Annotated in this window: 22 protein-coding genes and 1 pseudogene; 1 reads left to right on the plus strand and 22 read right to left on the minus strand. The window is 66.8% G+C overall.

From position 1 onward, the window contains the following. Positions 1–6 precede the first annotated feature (6 nt). From ACZK33_RS08325 to ACZK33_RS08365, 9 genes are read right to left on the minus strand one after another with little or no spacing between them, the layout of a single operon-like run. Complete coding sequence (locus tag ACZK33_RS08325; RefSeq protein WP_034032880.1) at positions 7–2,886, minus strand: conjugative transfer ATPase; 2,880 nt, start codon at positions 2,884–2,886, stop codon at positions 7–9. Then, entirely contained in the window at positions 2,886–3,326 is a 441-nt protein-coding gene (locus ACZK33_RS08330; RefSeq protein ID WP_034032881.1) for a TIGR03751 family conjugal transfer lipoprotein, read from the minus strand. Before ACZK33_RS08330 ends, ACZK33_RS08325 begins: the two co-directional genes overlap by 1 nt. After that, complete coding sequence (locus ACZK33_RS08335; protein WP_034032883.1) at positions 3,307–4,725, minus strand: TIGR03752 family integrating conjugative element protein; 1,419 nt, start codon at positions 4,723–4,725, stop codon at positions 3,307–3,309. Before ACZK33_RS08335 ends, ACZK33_RS08330 begins: the two co-directional genes overlap by 20 nt. Continuing rightward, positions 4,715–5,644, minus strand: a complete 930-nt coding sequence (locus tag ACZK33_RS08340; protein WP_034032886.1) for a TIGR03749 family integrating conjugative element protein — start codon at positions 5,642–5,644, stop codon at positions 4,715–4,717. The genes ACZK33_RS08335 and ACZK33_RS08340 overlap by 11 nt, the downstream gene beginning before the upstream one ends. Beyond that, a complete protein-coding gene (locus ACZK33_RS08345) occupies positions 5,641–6,333 on the minus strand; it encodes a PFL_4703 family integrating conjugative element protein (RefSeq protein WP_034032889.1) in 693 nt (230 codons plus the stop codon). Before ACZK33_RS08345 ends, ACZK33_RS08340 begins: the two co-directional genes overlap by 4 nt. After that, on the minus strand, positions 6,330–6,740 hold the full coding sequence (locus ACZK33_RS08350) for a TIGR03750 family conjugal transfer protein (RefSeq protein ID WP_034032892.1): 411 nt from the start codon (positions 6,738–6,740) through the stop codon (positions 6,330–6,332). The genes ACZK33_RS08345 and ACZK33_RS08350 overlap by 4 nt, the downstream gene beginning before the upstream one ends. A gap of 12 nt (positions 6,741–6,752) precedes the next feature. Continuing rightward, on the minus strand, positions 6,753–7,112 hold the full coding sequence (locus ACZK33_RS08355; protein WP_033472245.1) for a TIGR03745 family integrating conjugative element membrane protein: 360 nt from the start codon (positions 7,110–7,112) through the stop codon (positions 6,753–6,755). Positions 7,113–7,128: 16 nt separating this feature from the next. Then, a complete protein-coding gene (locus ACZK33_RS08360; RefSeq protein ID WP_034032894.1) occupies positions 7,129–7,362 on the minus strand; it encodes a TIGR03758 family integrating conjugative element protein in 234 nt (77 codons plus the stop codon). Next, positions 7,359–7,739, minus strand: a complete 381-nt coding sequence (locus ACZK33_RS08365) for an integrative conjugative element protein, RAQPRD family (RefSeq protein WP_034032896.1) — start codon at positions 7,737–7,739, stop codon at positions 7,359–7,361. The genes ACZK33_RS08360 and ACZK33_RS08365 overlap by 4 nt, the downstream gene beginning before the upstream one ends. A gap of 233 nt (positions 7,740–7,972) precedes the next feature. On the opposite strand from ACZK33_RS08365, the gene ACZK33_RS08370 reads away from it, so the two are divergent. Then, the gene (locus ACZK33_RS08370) at positions 7,973–8,341 is read left to right on the plus strand and encodes a hypothetical protein (protein WP_175840907.1); all 369 of its coding nucleotides are present in this window, start codon (positions 7,973–7,975) and stop codon (positions 8,339–8,341) included. A 28-nt stretch (positions 8,342–8,369) separates the two neighbouring features. Here ACZK33_RS08370 and ACZK33_RS08375 read toward each other — a convergent pair whose 3' ends face one another. The 13 genes and pseudogenes from ACZK33_RS08375 to ACZK33_RS08435 all read right to left on the minus strand — a co-directional run bounded on the left by ACZK33_RS08375 (position 8,370) and on the right by ACZK33_RS08435 (position 19,964). Continuing rightward, positions 8,370–9,119 carry a TIGR03747 family integrating conjugative element membrane protein gene (locus ACZK33_RS08375; RefSeq protein ID WP_034032899.1) on the minus strand — a complete coding sequence of 250 codons (750 nt, stop codon included), beginning with the start codon at positions 9,117–9,119 and terminating at the stop codon, positions 8,370–8,372. Then, a complete protein-coding gene (gene traD, locus ACZK33_RS08380; RefSeq protein WP_050159445.1) occupies positions 9,116–11,308 on the minus strand; it encodes a type IV conjugative transfer system coupling protein TraD in 2,193 nt (730 codons plus the stop codon). The genes ACZK33_RS08375 and traD overlap by 4 nt, the downstream gene beginning before the upstream one ends. A gap of 4 nt (positions 11,309–11,312) precedes the next feature. Next, positions 11,313–11,852, minus strand: coding sequence for an integrating conjugative element protein (locus tag ACZK33_RS08385; RefSeq protein WP_034032903.1), 540 nt, complete (start codon positions 11,850–11,852; stop codon positions 11,313–11,315). Further along, positions 11,849–12,439 (minus strand): transglycosylase SLT domain-containing protein, encoded by a 591-nt coding sequence (locus ACZK33_RS08390; protein ID WP_034032904.1) that lies wholly within the window; start codon positions 12,437–12,439, stop codon positions 11,849–11,851. Before ACZK33_RS08390 ends, ACZK33_RS08385 begins: the two co-directional genes overlap by 4 nt. Further along, a complete protein-coding gene (locus ACZK33_RS08395) occupies positions 12,421–13,146 on the minus strand; it encodes a TIGR03759 family integrating conjugative element protein (RefSeq protein WP_034032906.1) in 726 nt (241 codons plus the stop codon). Before ACZK33_RS08395 ends, ACZK33_RS08390 begins: the two co-directional genes overlap by 19 nt. A gap of 14 nt (positions 13,147–13,160) precedes the next feature. Continuing rightward, entirely contained in the window at positions 13,161–13,802 is a 642-nt protein-coding gene (locus ACZK33_RS08400) for a hypothetical protein (RefSeq protein WP_034032907.1), read from the minus strand. Next, complete coding sequence (gene pilL2, locus ACZK33_RS08405; RefSeq protein WP_034032908.1) at positions 13,799–14,398, minus strand: PFGI-1 class ICE element type IV pilus protein PilL2; 600 nt, start codon at positions 14,396–14,398, stop codon at positions 13,799–13,801. Before pilL2 ends, ACZK33_RS08400 begins: the two co-directional genes overlap by 4 nt. 225 nt (positions 14,399–14,623) lie before the next feature. Continuing rightward, positions 14,624–16,902 (minus strand): annotated as a pseudogene (locus ACZK33_RS08410) (helicase-related protein). 134 nt (positions 16,903–17,036) lie between these two features. Then, positions 17,037–17,342, minus strand: a complete 306-nt coding sequence (locus ACZK33_RS08415) for a hypothetical protein (RefSeq protein WP_034032913.1) — start codon at positions 17,340–17,342, stop codon at positions 17,037–17,039. 88 nt (positions 17,343–17,430) lie between these two features. Continuing rightward, complete coding sequence (locus ACZK33_RS08420) at positions 17,431–17,751, minus strand: hypothetical protein (RefSeq protein ID WP_034032915.1); 321 nt, start codon at positions 17,749–17,751, stop codon at positions 17,431–17,433. 51 nt (positions 17,752–17,802) lie between these two features. Further along, entirely contained in the window at positions 17,803–18,912 is a 1,110-nt protein-coding gene (locus ACZK33_RS08425; RefSeq protein ID WP_034032917.1) for a DUF6094 domain-containing protein, read from the minus strand. Positions 18,913–18,976: 64 nt separating this feature from the next. Next, the gene (locus tag ACZK33_RS08430; RefSeq protein WP_034032918.1) at positions 18,977–19,627 is read right to left on the minus strand and encodes a hypothetical protein; all 651 of its coding nucleotides are present in this window, start codon (positions 19,625–19,627) and stop codon (positions 18,977–18,979) included. A gap of 76 nt (positions 19,628–19,703) precedes the next feature. Beyond that, positions 19,704–19,964: a hypothetical protein gene (locus ACZK33_RS08435; protein WP_003090124.1), complete on the minus strand. Its 261-nt coding sequence runs from the start codon at positions 19,962–19,964 to the stop codon at positions 19,704–19,706. Positions 19,965–19,970: the final 6 nt, after the last annotated feature.

Consider the following 19,970-nt stretch of genomic DNA (forward strand, 5'->3'; position numbering starts at 1 on the left):
TCCGGTTTACGACAGTTCCAGGGCCTGCGACTCGATGCCGCGTGCCTGGTCGATCTTCTCGGCCACCTTGAAAGCCGCTTCCAGTTCGGTGCAGCCGTACTGCTGCATGAGCTGGTAGCGTTCGGCCTTCTCCTCGGGTTCTGTCTGCGCGAGGGCGAGGTACAGGCTCGGCGGCACGGCGCGGAACAGCACTTCCATGCTCTTGGAGAGGATGACGCCTTCTGTGAATTTCCCCGCCTCTTTGCGCGCCGAAAGCATCAGCGCCTTCTGCGCAGGCGAGAGTTCGCGGAACCGCGCGATCTTCTCGACTTCATCGGGCGGCATGCTGAGACAGATCCACCACTCGATCATGTTGAGCATGGGCTCCGCGGCGCGCGGCAGATCGTCGATATTTTGTGTGGCCAGCCAAAACCAGGCCCCTAGCTTCCGCCACATTTTTGTGATCTTGACCACGTAGGGAGCGAGCAGCGGGTTCTTGGTGATCACGTGACCTTCGTCGGTCACGTTGATGATCGGGCGCCCCAAATACTGGTCGCGCTCAGCGATGTTGTTCACCGTGCTGATCAAGCTGATGTAGGCGATGGAGAGCTGCGCGTTGTAGCCTTCGCGGGCGTATGTCGCCAGATCGACCAGGGTGATGTCGGCCTCGGGCCACGGCGTGCCGTCGCGGTCGAACATCTCGCCGTCCGTGCCTTGGCAGAACATGTCCATTGCGTCCGCCATCTCCAGCAGCCGCACGCGGCGCATCTCGGGCAGCGTCGGGTCCTGGCCGCGGGTGCGCAGCGCGTTGCGCACGTCGCGCGTGAGAACGGTGCGCTTCTCGCTACCACCTCCACCGTGGCAGTGCTCGGCGGCGTCGAGGATGCACTGCCGGATTAACGAGCGGTCGGCCCGCGTCATCCGGGCTTCTTCCTTGTCTTCGCCGCCCGTGATCATCAGCCTGGCCGTGATCTCCAGTTCGCCCAGCACGTCGCGCTGCTCGTCCGCTTCCATGGCTGAGGCGTCGGGGGGTACGTCCTCGTCCAGCGCATCGGCATCGAGTGTCTGCACGTCGCTCGGCGTTTCGATCAGCCGGCGCGCATCGGCGAACGGTGCCAGGCTGATGCCCGAGCCAGGGGCCAGCTTGACCCGGTTCACCGTCAGCCCGAGCTTGCGTGCGAAGTCGCTGAACAGACCGAAGCTGTTGCCGGCCTCCACGATGAACAGCCGCGGGCGGTATATCGCCGTGACTTGGTTCAAGAGGTTGTTAAGCGTTGCGGACTTCCCCGAGCCCGTAGGGCCGAACAGAAACAGATGGGCGTTCATCTGCCGATCCAATCTGTTCAAGGGGTCAAACGTAATCGGGCCGCCACCGCGATTGAACATCGTGATGCCGGGGTGCCCCGTACCTTGGGCGCGGCCCCACACCGGCGACACGTTCGCGATGTGCTGCGCGAACATCAGTTGGGTGTACCACTTGCGCCGATCCTGGCCAGGGTTGTAGCAGCACGGCAGCCAGCGCAAGTAGCTGTTGAGCGGTGCCACCTCGTCGTCCTCGCGCACCGGCTGCAAGCCGGCGTTGAGCATGACGTTCGCCAGGTCCAGGCCGCGCCGGTCCAGTTCCGCTTCGTCGCGTCCGCGCAGGTAGAACGCCAGCGTTCCCCGGTAGAGCTTGTGCGCGCTGCCGATCAGGGACCGTGCCTCCTGCACGTCCTTGAGCGTCTGCTCCGACGCCAGCGTCTCGCCCACCGCCTTCTTCGCCAGGTGGTTGAGGTCCGCTTCCAGCACATCCTGCGGCGTGGCGACCATCGTGAGACACATCAGGGTGTCTTCCGGCATCTGGTCGAACAGCGTGTTGATCGCATCCCCTTTGCGGGTTTCGCCTGTCAGGTGTCCGGTGCCGGGCGGCATACGCAGGCGGTCGGTGATTAACACGCGATGCGGCATGCCGTCGAAGTACCAGGTGCCGTGCTCCACGTCGGAGCGTGGCTGACCGAAGAACAGCCGCTGGCTGAAATCCCGACCGCTCGCCAGCTCGATTTCGCCGTCCTCGGCCTCGTCGGGGTAGCGCGCCAGCGCGTAGAAGCGCTCCCGATCCTCTGCACTCGGCCCGAGCATCGCCGGGCGCGGATTGAACCACCGCAGCAGCCAGTCGTGGACGTCGGCTGCGACCATGCGCCGTGCCTGGATGCCGGCGTTCGCCAAGCCGCCGCACAGGCGGTCGCAGACGATGTTCAACATCTGCTCGGGCGTCTGGCCGCGGCGGTTCGCCTGCCCGGTGGCACGCCGATAGACGACCATGCGAACCCGCCGCGTCTGGCCGCGCCAGCGAAGGCGAGTCACTACCGTGTCCTCGAAAAGTCCACCGGGCTTGGCGACCGCGCGCAGGTGGTGGCTGAAGAAGCGAAGGTAGAACTCGGTGAACGCGGTGCCGCGGGCGCGCGGCTGCACGTAGTTGCGCAGGTTCTCCATGTACTGGTCGAAGCTGGGTTCGTCCTGGGCGTAGAGCTGGAGCACCCAGGGGTTTTCGTCCAGCTCATCGAACGAGTCCTGGAGCGCGTTCTCCAAGGCGTCGCGGGCATGCGCGAGCCAGCCGGGTTCCCGGCCCTCGGTGCCCAGCGGCACCAGCTCGTAGAAGGCAGCGACCGACTGCCCATCCTCCAGCAGCATGGACTTCGACTGCGGCAGGAACTCCACCCAAGGCAGCAGTTCCGCGAACGACGGCGCGACGTCGTACAGCGCCTGCTCGTTGGCTACCGTCGCCGGCCTGCGGCCTTGGAGTGCTGCACCGGGTTCGGGGATGCCGGCCTGGTGCAAGGCGTCGACGTGGCGCTGCCAGCCGTCCGGCTGCTCGTCATCGCCGGCGCCGGATGCGGCAAACTTCGACCAGGGTAGTTTCCAGCGCATCAGTAGTCCTCCACGCGCTCGCCCGGCATGGCGTACTGCACCCGTTGGTACAGGGGGAAGACCGTCGTGTAGCCCGGCACGGGTACGGGGTCCGTGCCCGCCAAGTGCGGGTACACGTACATCACCAGGTCGGGATTGGGCAGGCGGTGAAACTGGCGATAGACCTCGTTGCGTGCCGTGCGCGTGTAGCGCATCTGTTCGGCGGGCGCGGCCTGCACGTCGGCCTCGGTCAGCGGCCGGCGCAGGCTCTGGCGCGCGTCGAGCAACTGCCGGCGCGCGACCTGGCCGGTGCCACCGCCGCCGCCACCCGTTTCCTGCTGCCAGATGTCCATCATGGTGCGGTCGCTATGGGTCAGCAGTTCTTCCTTGCTGGTGGCGCAGCCGCCGAGCACAGCGACGGCGAGGGCCAGCGCCAGGCCCTTAATCGAGTTCGAGCGCATGGCTTTCTCCTGCACGGTGATCGACCTTGCGGCCTTCGGGGTCGTGATCGATGGCCAGCGGTTTTTCGAGGTGGACAGCGACCTTGGCGCCGGGCTGCACATAGACGGCGGCGAAGGCCTGGCCGTAGAGCTTGTTGACCCAGGCCGACATGTCACGGACGCCGCCCGCGAGGATCTGGCCGACTGCTTCCTGGCCGCTGATGCCCACGGTGCCGATGGAACCGTCCGAGCCGACATAGGACATGCGGCCGCTGTCGCTCTCGATGAGCGAGGCCACGCCGGCACCGGCCGCCGTGATCAGGGCCTGCGAGCCGAGGTATTGCTGGGCATTGCTGCGCCGCTCGCCGCTGACGCAGGGGATGCCGTGCGGATCGCTGATCCAGCCTAGGCCGTCGCGCTGCTGGTTGTTCTGCTGATTGCCTTCGCGGTCTTCGGGGATGGTGCGAATCGTGCCGTCGTTGAAGACGAAGGTGATACTGCGCACCTGGCCGCGCACGCATGAGAGCGTCCAGTCGCCCGAGGCGGTTCCGCTGAACACAGCGCCGGCCACGTCGGGAATATCAATCCCATTGGCCGTGAGGTTGTCCGGCCCGACCAGCACCTTGAAGGGGTACGGATCGTTCACCGTCCCGTCGATCGGTACGCGGCCGATCAGCGCCGTCATCGCCACGGAGCCCATCAGCGTGGAGTTGGTCGGCACGGTATAGACCGGCTTGGCGCTCTTGACGCCTGCTGCACGTGCGCCGGCGTTCGCCACGTTCTCCATGGTGGTTTCCAGCGTGCTTTGCGCGGGGCCGAAGCTCGTCGGGAAGCTCATGCCGCTGCCCGTGCCACGACCGTTGTTGCGGCCCTCGGCCTTCTTCGCGTCGTCCGGTTCGACCCACCGCACGCCGCCTTCCATGCCGGCTTCGTCGCCATCGCGCAGCCCCAGGCCCACAGGCAGATCGGCATGGCCGCCGCCACGCCCGCCGATGCTGTCCAGACGCCGCTGCAGGTCGGCGAGCAGCCCTTCAGTCTGCTGGCGCGCACTGGTCGCCTGTTCCTGGTCGCGGCGCAGGTTCGAGCGCTCGGATTCGAGGGCCGAATTGATGCGTTGATCGATGGAGTTCTCGCGCTGGCGCAGCCGCTGGTTTTCCTCGCGCTGCGACTTGTTGTCGGTTAGCGCGGTCTGAAGCTCGGTACGCAACTGCTTTACCTGGGCGACGAGCGTTGCCACGGTATCGCGGGGGGTATCGCCTTCGATGCCCAATGCCTTCATTTCCTCGGGCGTGAGCTTGGAGCCGGCATCCGCAGCGGGCGGTGCCGACGTGCTTCCGCCGGAGAACAGCCGGATGGCAACGAACAGCACCAGCAAGGCGACCGGGATCATCAGCCACTTGAGCAGGCCGTTACTGCGCATGGCGGGCCCCCTTGCCGTCGTCGGCTTCAGCTTCCGGCTGCGCCAGGTGCGCAGCGGGGTCGAAGCGGTGGATCGCCGGCAGCAGCGATTGCGCGAGGCCGTGCCCACGCGTCACCAGGTACAGGACGGTCGTGTCCTCGGGAGATCCGCGCGGACCCAATGATTCGTGCTGGAAGGTTGCGGTGAGGAAGTCGCCTTGCAGCACGCGCGGGTCGAGCGTGACCCAGCCGCTGCTGCTGTTGGTCAGACGCACGGCGGTGACCCACTGGTCTTCCAGACGCCACGACGCGAGCGCGACCGCGCGCACCGGCAGCGTCGGCATCAGCGTGCCGAGGTCGAGGTCACGGCGCAGGTTCACCCGCATGACGCCTGGCAGCGGCTCCACGGTGCGCAGGGGCGCGTAAAGGTTCTGAGCGGCGAAGCGCGTCAGGACGACCGAAACCGGGGTTTCGCGCCGCGCCGCATGAGCGCCTGTCTGATTCTGGGCGCGTGCCGGGGCCTCATCGGCACCGCCTGCCTGATCGCCATAGCGCGCCGGGGTGCTGCTGCCCTCGACGATGCGCACCGGCTCCAGCTCGGCCTCGCCGTCCTTGGGCGGCTCGGCCGCGATGTCGAGCAGGAACAGCGCGCCCGTGTCGGCGTCCTGCAATTGCAGCCGCGTGGGCTCGATCGGCTCGCTGGCGCGCAGGTACACCGCGCCACCCGCGCTCTGCACGCGCAGGCGTTCGCCCACGCCCGCCGGCACGCCCACGCGGACGTTCCGGTCGATGAACACGATGCGCTCCTGGCCTACCTTCAGCGGCAGCGCGAGCGGCATGCGTTCCCAGCGCAGGATTTCGACCGCGCGGGCGGCGGGGGACATGACCACTGTGGTGGCCACGGCCAACAGCCCCAGCAGCGTGAATGCAGGATGCTTCATGGGGTGTTTCCTCCTTGGGGCGCTTGCGAAGACAGGCCGCCAGGCGCCGGGCGCGTCGGCTCCGGGGCGCTGATGCGTTGGGGCGCGCCGTCGTAGCAGTCCAGCGCCAGGCCGAACGGGTTGCGGGCTGGATCGACGTCCACCCGCGTGACCTTCACCGGGTAGCGCACGAGCGCGCGCTTAACCTGCTCGGCGCCGTAGTACTCGTCGGCGGTGATGTCGAGCGTCACCACCCAGTCGCGGTCGGAGACCACGCGCACGCGCGCCGTGGGGTCGTCGCCATAGCCGCGGCCGGGGATTTCGTAGATACCGCGCACGCGCTGGCGCAGCTCGCCCGTGCTGCGGCGGTAGTCGTAGTCCGCGCGCAGGAAGGCCTGGCAGGACGGGGTGAGGTACGGCGAGAGCGTGTGGAGGTTGCGCGGATAGTCCTCTTCGCCGTTCGTCGGCCAGCGGTTGAGGGTCTGGAACACGTAGAACGTGAACGCATAGACCGATTCGGGCGGCACTTCCCACCACTTGCGGGTGCTGCCGGAGCGCAGGTCGGGCGGGACGTGGATGGTCAGGTCGCGCGGCGCGCTCCACCAGCCCCCGCCCATGACCAGGGCGACGATGACCAGCGCGCCAGCCCCCAGGCGAAGCGTCTTGATGTGCGCCTGCAGGTGGGTGATCTCGTTCTTGAACCGGCTCATCGTGCCCCCCTTGCGGCAGACCTTCGGGTGGACCAGAAGCCGGAGCGCGAGATCAGCACGTGGCCGCCTACCCATCCCGCCATCAGCGGATGGCGCGTGGCGATGCGCCATTGCAGTTGCCGGTACAGCCAGGTATCGGGACGCCCGCGCTTGAGCCGGCGCAGGATGCCGCCGCCGATGAAGACGCCCAGGGCCACGCCCAGGACGACGAACGTCGGCGCGATGGCGATCGTGCGGAACACCCAGGACAGCGGCGCACCGACCAGCAGGCCGGCGGCGCCGGACAGGCCGCAGCAGATCCACAGTTCGTCGGCGGTGAGGCCGCGCACGACAACGGGATGGCGGTTGAGCCGGTGCGGAAGGAACGTGACCGTCCCGTCCGCACGGACGTGCTGCTGCTCGGACATACCGGCCTCGCCTTACAGGATGCCGGTGGCTTCGGTGAGCAGCCAGATGCCGATCACGAGCAGCACGGCACCGATCGCGACGGTGAGGCCGAACTGGCCCCAGGTCTTGCGGCCGGTGTGGATTTCCGCGTAGGTGCCGTAGGCGTGGTAGCAGACGCCGATAAACATCGACGCCACGACCAGGAGCGCCACGAGCATGATGATGTCGTAGCCGTAGTTCCTGATCGTTTCCATGATGCCGTTGCCGGTGCCGCGGGTCGGGTTCTCCAACTGGGGAAGCCCCTGCGCGAACGACAGCGCGGGCAGCGTGGCGGCGCCCAGTGCCACGGCGGCGCGCTGGGCAAGACGGGAATGGAGGATGCGGTTTTGCATGGTCGTGCCTTTCGGTTCAGGAGAGAAGGAAGAAGCTCAGGACGAGGTACATCGCGACGAAGCGGATGCAGACGCCGAGGAACTGGCGCTGGTTGAGGCGGCTCTCTGCCCACCCCACGTAGGCCGTTCGGATGGCCCAGACGCCCCAGGCGAGCAGGACCGCGAACACGGCGCCGACCAGGACGGTCGCCATCACCGAAGGCGCGATGCCGCTGTTGGCTTGAAATGCCGAGACCTGGGCGCCGTTCATTGCTTGGCTTCCGTAGTCCTCGGCGATGGCGAAGCGGACCGCTCGGTGCGGTAGTCGCCGGCCAGTTCGGAGGGGTCGCGCGGCTGGGCACGCGACGGTGTGAGATGGGTCCGGATGCCGGCGCGCACGCGCGCCAGGTCAGCCAGCAACCGCGGGTAATCGAAGTGGTAGCGCTCGCCCGGCTGGATGGGGGCACGCGCGGCGCTGTCGGCGACGGTGCGCTCCAGCGCGTCGAGCTGGCGCAGCGCGGCGACCAGCTCCTGGCGCTGTGCGGGGGACTCGGCCAACGCCATCGGGCACTGACCCAGCAGCAGGGCCGTCACGAGAAAAATGGGCACGCCGCGATGCGCGGCGCGCTGCCAGATCGGAGCCAACATCGCGCCATTCCTGTGTGATCAGCAATGGCTTGATCGTGGGCAGCGAGGGGCTTTTAGGCCGCAAACAATAGGAATTCGCGCATGCCCGGATTGATGGACTTGCGCTCGGTCTCAGGGTCTGGAGAGCGGGAAAGAACGCCGCGTCAGCGTGGCGAGAAACTGGCGTCGGCTTTGGGAGCGCAAGCGCCTTCGGGTACTCTTTCAGTATGCCGCTTCCCCAATTCCCTTGCCACATGCACTACACGCTGGACGGTCGTCGTGCCGTGCCGTGCCGTGCCGTGCCGTGCGAGAGCATTGCCGAGTGGGGCGCCTGGTTTTCAGTAGCTGATCGGCGCGTGGTGGAGACCTGGATCGATGACGTCTGTATCTTCACGGTCTTTCTTGGGCTGGACCACAACCACGGACTTGGTGGCGATCCACTCCTGTTCGAGACGATGGTCTTTGTGGATGGTGTGACGCACCAGATGCGCCGGTACTTCATCTGGGAGGAAGCGGAAGCCGGCCACGCCGAGATGACCGAGTTGATCCGAGCCGAAATGCAGGAAGCGCAGGTGCGCGCTGCGCAGGCCTGGGAGCAGGTGCATGCGCGGATGAAGGCCTGAGCATCAGCGCTGCGCGGCGTGCTCTACTTCAGAGGTACTTCTTGAAGCTCCCCGCGGTCAGGGATACCGCCAGCCCCAGCAAGGCGGCGCTCGGCAACAGGATTAGCAGTGGATGCACCGAGATCGGCAAGGCCAGATAGGTGACCCACGGCAGCACGGCCAGCGGCATCAGGCTCGCCTTCGCGCGGTGGTAGATGAAGCCCGATTCCCGGCCTGCGCCGAACCGGCGCACGTCCCGCCGCACAAGACCGTCGATCAGGCCAACGAACGCCGCAGTGAAGATCAGTGGCAACGTGAGCACCAGGACCAGCAGGCGCACGAGGAACGTGAGCGTCGTGAAAGCCGCGGCGATCAGGTAGCTCTCGGTCCAGACATAGACCTGGCTGATGTAGTAGCGGAAGTTGCGTGTCTGCCCGTGGCTGGGTGCGCGGGCGCGCTCGGCGGTCTGGCTCATGCGCTCCAGCAGCCCAGAGCGAACGAATACCCATTCGTAGCCGGTGTCCACCAACTCGTGCGCCGTGCGCCCCGGTTCCTGCACGACCACGCTGCGCGTGAAGTGGCTGGACAGGTGCCCCAGTTCGTACTGCAACATCTGCTGCGAGTGCCGCCAGCCCTGGTCCTTCCAGAACAGGTGCATGCCGACGCACTCCACGACGATCGAGAACAGCAGTGAGCCGATCAGCACCCCGAGCAGCCGAAACGGCAAGGTGATGGTGCCGACGATCAGGCCCTGACGCTGGTTCTGCTCCCGTTGCGCAGTCGAGGCGGCGTCCTTCATGGCGAGGCCTCGTTGCCGGAGCCATCGCCGGTGGTGGTGGTCACCGCGGGAGGTTCGGCCGCAGCGGCGTCATCCAGCAGGTCGTCGGGCAGGCGCGTGTCCTGCAGGGCCGGGGAACTGGTGAACTCCCACCACTGCGTCGCTTCGCTGTAGCTCTGGCGCATGTACCCGGCCAGTTGCTGCAAGTCTGCCGGCATCACTTCGTCCGGGTCCGGCGCCGGCAGCGGCATGCGCACTTTCCAAAGCTGGCCGCCCTGCAGCAGCGCGAAGCACTGGCCTTTCGGCAGGCCGACGACGTGCGACGGCTCGATCATCGGCACGCTGGACATGCTGATGCGGTCCTGGGTGTTCGACGTGAAATCCGTCGCCCCGCGAATGTCCGAGCTGTCGGTCGCACCGCTGACGATGGTGGTCGTATAGACCTCGACCTTCGGCAATTGCCGGGTCAGCAGTTCGGCGGTCGCGGTCTCGCGCACGCGCAGCATGAACAGGTTGTTGAAATTCCCGATCACCTGACCAGCTTTCGCGCGGTTGCCGATGCGGGCCTCAATGTCCGAGAGGGTCTGCGTGTAGGCGGTGACTTGCAGGCCGGCACCGCCGCCCTTGTTGATCAGCGGGATGAATTCGTCGCCCATCAACTCGTTGAATTCGTCGGCGTGGACATTGATCGGCACGCGCGCACCGGCCGATGCGCCCGGCAGCCCGTCATCGATCTCATGCTTGTAGATATGCCCGGCGACCGACACGAGATCGCTGAACATCGAGTTGCCGACCGCTGCGGCAACCTCGGCATCGGAGAGCGCATCCAGGCCCACATAGACGATGGCCCTCTTACGGATGATCTGCATCCAGTCGAAGATCGGGCGCGGGTCGGCCAGGTCGGAGTAGTTCGGGGCCAGGAGCTGCGCGATCTTGCCGCTGGTGAGCTTCTCCAGCAGCGGCAAGAGGCTGGCTACGATCTTGTCGAAGTACGTCTTGTCGTAGCGAACCGCCGAGCGCAGGCCATCCAGCACCGGGTCGTAGTTGCGCGCCTGCGAGAGGTACTGCTCCAGCGCCACCACGCGCTTCTCGCGCCCGATCATGTTGCGCGGGATGTTCTTCTCGTTGAGCTTGGCCTCGATCTGGACGATCACCTCCCAGGCCTTGGGCTCGGTCTTGGCGAAGTAGTGCTGGGCGTACTCGATGAACAGCGCGTCGATGTTGATGACGTGCCGCTGGATCAGCATGTAGTCGGGCCGCTGTCCCAGCTCCACCAGGGCGCGGGCGATGATGTTGACGAATCGCCACGCAAACTCTCGGAAGGCGGCTGAGTTGCCTTCGCCGGAAAGCTGCCCCGCGACGCGGGTGGCCACCTCGCTGATGCGGCCGAAGCGGCCCACGGCGTTGTAGCGTGCGGAGATGTCCGGCCAACCCAGGTGGAAGACGTAGAACTCGCCTTCGCGGCCCGCGCGCAGGGCTTCGACGTACATCCGCTTCAGGAGATCGGCATCGCCCTTGGGGTCAATGACGATCACCACCTCGTGCTCGCCCGCGGCGTTCACGCGCCGGATGTCCTGCGTCACGAACAGTTCGGCCAGCCGGGTCTTGCCGACGCGCGTGGTGCCCAGTACCAGTGAGTGGCCGACGCGCTCGCCCAGCGGCAGGCTGACGTCCACCTCCTCGGGTTCGATGCCGTGCAGGCGCGGCAGGCCACCCACAGGTGGCAGCGGCCGCACCGGGTTGAAAGGCACGTCCCAGCCGGTGAGTTTCGACAGCCGGGACAGCGGGAACGGCGCGAACTCCAGCCGTTCTTCCAGCCGTCGCGCCAGCCGGTAGGCCGGTGTCGGCTCGACGTAGCGGCGGAACTCCGGCCGGTACGTCTGCATGAGCCTATGGGTGTGCTTCTGCTCCCACAGGAACCCGCGCCCCACGAACAGCCGTTGCTGGCTGACCGGCACGTCCTTGCTGGTCATCACGTAGCGCGGCAGCCTGCGGATATTGCGCCGGTAGCGCAGGATGACGCGGGCATCGCGGTAGCGGATGGCGCCGTAGGCACCGAACGCCAACGCACCGCCGACGCCCATGGCGGGGCTCAGCGCGAGCGACCAGGGGGCCACCAGGGACAGAAACGCGGCGCCTGCACACGCCGCGACGGTATATAGCTCCACCGCTGGGCGAAGCAGCACCTCGACCGGCTGTTTCCCCGACATGGCTTCATTGCTCGATGCCGGTGGCCGTGATCAGCACCGGGTAGTGCCGCAGGCCGAGACGCTCGGCCAGGTCGTCGCCGGACACGGGCGCGAGGGGTACGCCGGGCACCAGGGCGCGCAGTCGCGCCAGGCCCTGCACGGTCTCGACGTTGACCACCAGGCCGACCGCGCCGCGCTCGCGCAGCGCTGCCGCCTGGCGGCGCAGCCAGGCCCGGGAAGTTTCGTCGTCGCCGACGACCGCGAAAGGCCGCAGACCCGGAGCCTCGATGACCCGCCGCGCGACGGTGCCGGGCGTGAGCTTGGCGCTGCGTACCGGGAGCATCGCGGCCTCGTCTGCCGGCGTGGCGGGAACCTGTGGCGTCGGGATCGGCGGCCGGGCCGGCGCGTTGGCGCGCGGCTGGAGGTTCAGGGCTTCGTAGTACGGCAGCGCCGACGCGCCGCCGCGGTCTTCGACCACGATCAGCGGCTCGCCGGCGAGCGAGGCCAGCGGCAGACCCGCCAGCAATACGAGCAGGCCCCGCAAGGCCAGATGGGATTTCTTCATGGGGATGTCTCCTGGCGTGCGGCAAGAACCGCGGCGGTTGCGCGCGCGCCCTGCACGCGGGCAAGGTGGCGCGACACGCTGCGGCGATAGCGGGCGGCGGGCTCACCGCCCGCAGGACGGTGGTAGCGGCCGATCGCCAGCAACCAGTCCTCGCCGGGGGTGTGCTGCTCGCGCAGGATCTCGGCGGCGATGGCGAGGTTGCGGTACGGGTCCAGCAGGTCGCACGCGCTGGCGTAGCGCTGCTGGTGGTAGCCGAGGTTGATCTGGCCCAGGCCCGCGTCGATGCGCGTGTGCGGCGTGGAGCGCATCACCTGCTGCAGGCCCGCGCAGGCATCGGCGCGGGTCGCATAGCGGCGCGACTGGCCGGCGACATTGAGCGACCACGGCCACGGGACGATGCGCCCATTACGGCGGATGCCGCTTTCCTGCAAGGCCACGGCGTAGAGCACTGTCGAGGGGATGCCTGCGTGCTGCGCGGCGAGCTGGTAGGCCGGTGGCGGAACCTCCTGGGCCTGGGCGACGCAGGCGCAGAAGCCAGCGACGAGCACCAGTGCGCGCAGGAGAGCGGCTACGGCTGGCGCTGCCATTGGCCGTTCACCTCACGCACGACCGCTGGCAGGTCGCCGGGCACCCCCAAGGTTAGCCAGCGGCCGCCGTCGTGGTTGAGCGTGATGCTGCCGCTGCGCACGCGCGCTGGATCGACGTTCGCGCGCTTGGCCCAGTCGCGGATGCGCGCGTCGTCCTGGCGGCTGCCGACCATGTACAGGTCGAATTCGGCGCCCGCCGATTGCAGGCGCTGCACGAGCTGGCCGCAGGCCACGCAGCCGTCCTTGACGAACACTGCCATGCGGCCGGAGCCGTGCGTGGCGCCAGCGACCGGCTTGTCGTCCGGCAGGTTCACCCGCTGCATTCCGGGGTTCAGGCGCTGCCAGGCCTCGTCGTAGGCGCGCTGATAGGCAAGCAGCTTCTCGACGCGGCGCGCCTCGACCTGCACCTGCAGTTCTGCGTAGCGGCGCCGTTCCTCGTCGGTGCGGGCCTCGATGCCCAGGGCCGACAGCGGGTCCAGGTTGGGCGAGTAGATGCCCAGCGGCCCGTCCATCAATTCGCGGTAGCGCGCCCATTCCTGCGGTTGCAGGCCCCAGTCGCTCGCCACCCGGTCGTCCAGGGTGCGGGCGGCCAGCGGGCGCTCCTGGCTTTGCGCATTGCGGGCGGGAGCCGTGGCGGGCTGCTGGGCCCAGGCAGGCCACTGGGTGGACGCCAGCAGGAGAACGGAAAAGATGATCGATGGCTTCATGCGATCTGCTCCGGTCAGGGAATCGCCACGCGGCGGGTCTGGTCGCCGGCCTGGAACACCGCGGTGTTGCCCTCGACGGCCTGCAAGCGCCACGGGCCGACCGCATCGCCGGGTAGCAGCACCTGAAGCTGGTCGGGCGTGAAGTCGCCACTGCTCGGCGCGACGGACACGCTGCGCTCGCCGGCACGCAGTTCGGCACCGACGATGCGGAACGGGAGCGGCGGTGGTTCGGGCTTGGCGGTGGGCTTGTTCCCGGTGCGCGGCTGGACGGGTGCAGCGGCGCGCGCAGCGGTCTGCCGCGCCTTGACTTGCTCGACTTCGGCGCGCAGTGCCTGAAGGTCGTCGTCGGCGGCATAGGCGCTCAGCGATTGCTCGACCTGGGCCGCGCGTGCTTCCAGGATTTGGCGGGTGTCTTTGAGGTCTGCCGCCGTGGCGACGGCCGGACGCTGCTGGATGGCCTCGACGGTCTCGGCCAGGCCTGTTGTCTGCGCTTCGAGGCGCTGCAGGCGGGAATCGAGGCGCTTCTGGTCGGCCTGGTCGTTCATGGCCTGGTAGCCGATGGCCACGAGGACACTGAGGCCGATCAGCCAGAGCCACATCAGGCTCTGCACCACCACCGCGGCGGTTGAACGATGGGCGGGCTGCGGGGCGTTCATGGCTGGCCTTCCGATGCCGGGGGCGCCAGTGGGAACGTCTGCGCCGCCTCGGTGGCGGGCGACGCGGGTGCGTTGTCGGCGGTCATGCTGTCGCCGGGCCGCTCGAAGCAGATTTGCCGTGCGCGGTCATCCGCGTGCAGTTCCCAGGCCGGACCAGCCAGCGTGAGCAGCGCATCGCGCAGGGTCATCGGGCCAAGGTGCAGGTGCGCCGCTGGCAGCGGCAGTGCGTACAGCTCGATCACCGCGTGCGCCGTCTGGCACAAGCCGTAACCGCTGCGCTTGAGCACATGCCGTAGCCCGTCGCCGACCGTGGCGCGGGCATCCTCGGGCATCGACACGTCGATGGTCTGTAACAGCAGGTCGCGCTGCGCTGCTGTCGGTGCCAGTTCCACGAGGGTGTAGCGACCGTAGCGCACGACGGGGATGTACTCGGGCGCCTCGGGTATGGGCGCGGCCGAGACTTCCTCGATAGTGTCGGGCGCGACCGGCGCGCTCGTCGTCGCGCAACCGCCAGCCAGTACGGACCAAAGCAGGCCGAGAAAGCCCGCCAGCAGGCGGCGTTCGGGATGGTGAAACCAGGGTGGAGAGGGGCACATGGCGCGTCGTCCTGAAACATCGAGCCCTCACCATCGCCGCTCGGGCCGCGAGCGGCAGCAAACAATGCGAACCAGGCAGCGCCCGATTTGCCGACCGCGACTACGCAAAAAAATGGCCCCCGAGGGAGCCAGTGAAAGCGCAGCCACGTCCACGGAGACCGTGGGCGTGGCTGCAAGCGGAAACAACAGAGAGCCGGCGGCATTGAGCCGGTGATGGCATGGGAATCAGGCAGCGACCAGCTGCCGGGCCAGTGCGACCTCGACGGAATCACCGTCTTGGTTGAGCACATCCAGGCCCGATTCGGGCACGTCGCCCGATGTGGACTGCGAGACCATGATCTTCTTGGCCATCAGCTCCAGGCAGGTCATCTGCGAGGAACCGGCGTAGCCGAGGTAGATCACGCGCACCAGCTGTTTCTGTCCGATGCGCCAGGAGCGGCGTGCCGCCTGCTGGAGCGAGTACACGTTGTAGCCCGACTGCATGAAAACGATCGTCGGGAAGTCCAACAGGTCCAAGCCCGTCTTGACCAGCTCGGGGTTGGTGATGAGCACGTCGATGCCACGGTCCAGTTGTTCGGCGATCCAGTCCTCGCGGCGGCTGGCATCCACGCTCGCGCGCAGCACCGCCACCCGAAAACCTTCCTGCTCCAGCAGCACCTTCAGGCGCGACGTGGTGTCGCGCTTGCCGGTATAGACCGTGTAGGCCAGAACCTTGCGGCCCTGCGCCTTCTCTTCCTTGCAGATGTCGATCAGCTCGCGCTCTTTCGGCGTCACCTCGAACTCGTTGAACTGAGCCGGGACGAACGCCAAGGTGTTGCGCGTGCGCGGATGCACCACGGTCTCCGACCGGAAGCAGCAGTCCGGCCAGGCCAGCAGCACGTTGAGCACCACGCCCAGCAGCGTCGTATCGCGTCGTGCCAGAGCCTGTTTCAGCTCTGCGGTCAGCCGACCCGCCAGGTCGCGGTAGGCCGCGACTTGCGCCGAGTCCATTGCAACTTCACGGAACTCCTCGTCATACGGCGGCAAGACGTTGCCGCCGATGTCCTTGAGCTTGAGAAAGATCGTGAACGGCAAGATGCACCGCAAGACCCCTTTCGGCCCGAAGCCTGGAGCCTTGACCGTGCGCACCGATACCTTGGTGCCCTTGGCCGTCTTGTGCGCCGTGCCGGTGCTCTCGGAATAGATGTCCTTCAGGACACCGTGATCGCGCATGAACGCCATTGCCGCCGACGTCATGCTGCCGCTCGTAGTCGGGCGATAGCCGTCTTCGATCATCCGCCCCGGAAGGGCTCGGAACAGCAGGTAGAACAGGTCGTCCCCTAGCCACCCATCAGCGTGCCGGTCAGCAGCAGGGTCTTGCGAGCCTTCGCCGCCAACACGCCCATGGCCTGGCCCTGGGCACTGCCACCGTTCTTGTACTCGTGTGCCTCGTCCGCGATGCACAGGTCGAACGTGCCTTGCGGCAGGTAGCGTTTGATGAACTCGGACGGTTGGTAGCCGCCCTCGCCAAAGCCGAACTCCATGTTGGCCATTGCACGCTCCATGCGCGTGGCCTGACGGTCAGAGAAAACCAGTTCGCCGTTGCCGTCCATGAGGTTGATGAACTCATGGATGTTGTCGCCCAGCATCGATGCCAGGAACCCGTCGCCGAACTTCTGCATCAGCTTCTGCGCGGTGACTTGCCCAATGGTCGGGATGCGCTTGAGGGCTTTCAGCACGGCCGAGGACTGGTCGCTGCCGGACAGGCTGCGTGGGCGGATCAGTGTCCACAGGGGCGCAGCGCAATGGCTGCACTTCCTGCGGTACTCCTCGGCTTGGAGCGCGACCGGGTTGACCGGCTCGCCGTCGAGGTCGGTGATGACCGTTCCGCAGTCCGGGCACGCCGCCACGTTGCCGTGGCGGGTGCGCCGTTGGGTGAAGACGGGCTTCCAGTGGAACCCCATCCGCATCCTGACGCGCCCCAGGACAAAGAACTCCTGGCCCGTGGGCTGCACGCCCAACTGCTCGCGCAGCTGGATGAGCTTGACGAGCGTGTCCGGCCCATTGAGCACCCACACCTTGGCGCCCGCCACCGTCTCCTGGATCTCTCGCCGCCACTTGTAAACAAGGTGCGGTGGCGAGAGAACCAGGGTGCGGCGATAGCCTTCGGCGTTGAGCACAGCGGCCGTGGCAATGCCGACGGTCGTCTTGCCGCAACCCATTTCGCCATTGACGATCGCGGCGCGTTCGCCGCGATCGATCAGCAGCTCGGCGGCGGCGTGGACGACTTCGGCCTGGGCCGGGAACAGCTTGCGCTTGAGGCTGGCGACGACGAGTTGCCGGTGCGCCTGCGGCTGGCCGTTATAGACCGGCGGGTTGGCGCTGTTGAGGGCGTCGAGCAGTTCGTCGCCGAACTCGCCGACGAAATCCTGAAGGCTCAGGGTCAGAGGGGAAGATTCCGCATCGAGCAGTTCGCCCTGTACGGGCGCGGCTTCAGCGGCAGTGGTTTCGAGATCGAGGGACATGGTGATGCTCCAATGAAAAATGGGGCATGCACCACCCCAGCGGGGCAATGGCATGCCCCGCAGTGGGAAGGAAATCGGCGCTTGGCCGAGGTGGTCGAAGTTGCCGGCCGTGGCGGCCTGCTGGTGAATCGTGCTCAGTCTTCGGACGGCAGCACGATGACGGTGGCGCTGCGCTGCGCATCGGTGACGATGCGGATGGCCAGCCCCGGATGGATCACGTAGCGGGATTCCAGCGATGCACCGGATTGGAGTGCAGTGCTGTTGGCCTGCCATTGCTGGAGGTTGACGTCGCCCCAGTCGCCACGGGTGTGGCGCCTGAAGTACGGGATCGGGTCGAGGCGACCCGTGCGGACCAGGCGATCGATGCCCCTGCTGAAGATGAGCGCACCGACTGGAAACGCCAGCCTGTGGCAGTAGGTTTCAATGCGATGTGATGCCATGGGCTCCTCCTTGATGGGTCATTGAGCCACGACACCCCTCGCGGAGTGAAGTGGCTCCGTCAGGGGGATGAAGACCACGATGGTGCTGTCAGATCATGTCCCGTTCTTCGGGAAGCTGGATCACCGTGGTGCGGTGGTCCTCGCTGGTTTTGACGATCAACACCAGTTCGGGCGTGATCCTGAAGTGGGAGATCATCGGATCGTCCCCCCGGATTGCGACATCGTTGGCTTGGCGGGTCGCCTCGTCGGTCTCGCCCCAGTCACCGCGCACATGGCGTTGGACATAGGCCAAGGGATCGATCAGGCCTTTGCGGGCCAGCCAATGCACCTTCTCGCTCAGCTGCAACGTACCTGGTGCGAACAACGGTTGCTTCTGCGGCGCGGGCCGCTTGAACAGGCTTGAGAACATGGGGGTTTCTCCTTCGATGTGGTACTGCAGGACGGCGGCGCGTCCGGTGGATTAACGGATGGTCAGGACCTCGCCCCGTGTAGCGGAGCCGGGCGTCATGTCCCACGCGCGGATGACGGGCACGAACTTGTCGGTGAGGATGCGGGTCTCGGCGATGGAGCCGTCTTCGCGTTCGGTGAATTCCCGCTGGAGCGTCTTGTCCTTGTGGGTGTCACCTTTGACGACGAGCACGCGCCCGGTCTTGGAGCGCACAACCCCCGAGATCGCACCCGCAGCCAGAGCCAAGGCGAGATGCCAAGGAGTCAAGGCACGCGCTGGCGGACGCAGTTTCTGCTGCGCGGCCCCCAGATGCGTGTCCAGCGACGGCCAGAGGCCTTGGAGCCGGTCAACCTCATCGGCGAACTGCTCTGGCTCCATCGTCACGCGGAAGAAATGCTCCGGCTCGGCCGGACTGGCGGGGACGATGTACGGCCGGAACGGCCATTCGCTCGGCAGTTCCTCGGCTTCGACTTCGCCAAGCCCAACCTGCAGCAGCAGATTGCGCACGGCCTTGAGACCATCGGGTGCCAGCTCGCGCTGACGCACCCTGCGGCCGAAGATCACCACCTGCTTGAACTGCGTCTCCACCGCTCGGTAGATCCGCAGGTCCGTGTAGTGGCGTGTCAGCCAGCCGACCAGCTCGGCGTCGAGCACGTAGCCAGGGACGATGAAGACCAGCACGCCGCCGTACTGCAACAGCGACAGGCTGCGCTGGTAGAACAGCTTTTCGAGGCGGGCACGGCCCTGGCCCTGATAGCCGATGTTGCCGTTGACGTCCTTGGACAGATCGCCATACGGCGGGTTGAGCCAGAGCAGCCCGAAGGACTGCTTGGAGATCATCGTGTCCATCAGATCCGCGTGCAGGCAGTGATCGACCAGGCCGCGGGCATGGCGTGCCCGCTCCGCGTCGAACTCGACGGCGAACGCTTTTGCCTGTTCGCGCCCGAGGACATGAGCGGCTTCGGCGATCGCCACGCCTTCGCCGGCGCAGGGATCGAGGATGCACATCGGCCCATCGCTGGGCATCAGTGCGTTGAGGGCTCTTTCGAGCGTGGGTTCGTCGGTCGGGTAGTACCCGTTCTTGGCGAAATTGCGGGCGAGCCGCGGGAACATGAGGGCCATGGAAGTCTCCTGGTTGGCGGGGATGAAAGGCGGAAGCACGCCAAGGCGTGCCTCCACGGGTGGGTCAAGCCGCTACCACTTCCGGCGTCCAAATCTTGGCCGGATAGGGATAGGCGGTGAGCACGTCACTGCGGATCAGGGAGCCCAGCGCCAGGGTCAGCGCCGGCACGTCGATGGCGAGCCGATGGCCTTCCAGCGGCCCGAGGGCGAACGGAAGACGAGCCAGCATCTCGCGGGTTTGCAGCAGTTCCAGCACGGTCTCGCGCCAGTGATCGAGCAGCGGCAACGGGCAGGTGTCCCGCACCAGCGTCCACAGGCGGTCAAGCCGGTGGGCGCTACCGCGTGGGAGAAGTGCGAGTGCGCTGGCGTTGGCCTTGTCGGGCTTCACGCAGCGGCGATCGAACAGCCACACGTTGGACAGCGAACCGAACAGCGTTCGCCGGTAGGCGCGGGTCATGCGTTTTTCCAGGCGATCGACGTTGCTGACGAACACCGGGACGCTGCTGCCCTGGTCGGTGATGACGTGGAACTGGTCCAAGCCCTGTTCGTCGCGCCCGAGGGTCAGACGAGCGAGGAACTGCTGGACGGCGGTGTCGCGCGCCCAGATCGACAGGAAGATCAGATTGCCCTGGTCATCGCCGACGCAAGCGTCGGCCATCACGTCGGAGCATTCGTCGATGCGATACAGCGTGGTGGAAGAAGTGTTTGCGGGCATGGTGGTGTCCTCGGATGAACGGGAACAGCACCGCCCGCTGGGGCAAGTGCTGCCCCAGGGGGTGGAAGAAAACCGCTCAGTCCGGCTCGAACTGCCGGGTGTGCGGGTTGAAGTGAAGCGGCTCGTCCGCCGAAGTGATCGGCGTGAAGCCTTCCAGGTAGATGTTGTTGAGGTACTGGTCGCGGTAGGTCAGTGCCTGCCGTGCCTGGTCCTCGGTGAGGCCGTTGTCGATGAAGTACGCCAGCATTTCCTCGTCGGAGGACACTTCGTCGTTGGACAAACTCCCTTCAACGAGTGCCAGCAACGAGGGCGGAAGCGTTGCCAGGATCGGGTCCATGTCGGT

It is taken from the genome of Stenotrophomonas sp. 86156_Sma (assembly GCF_056481625.1).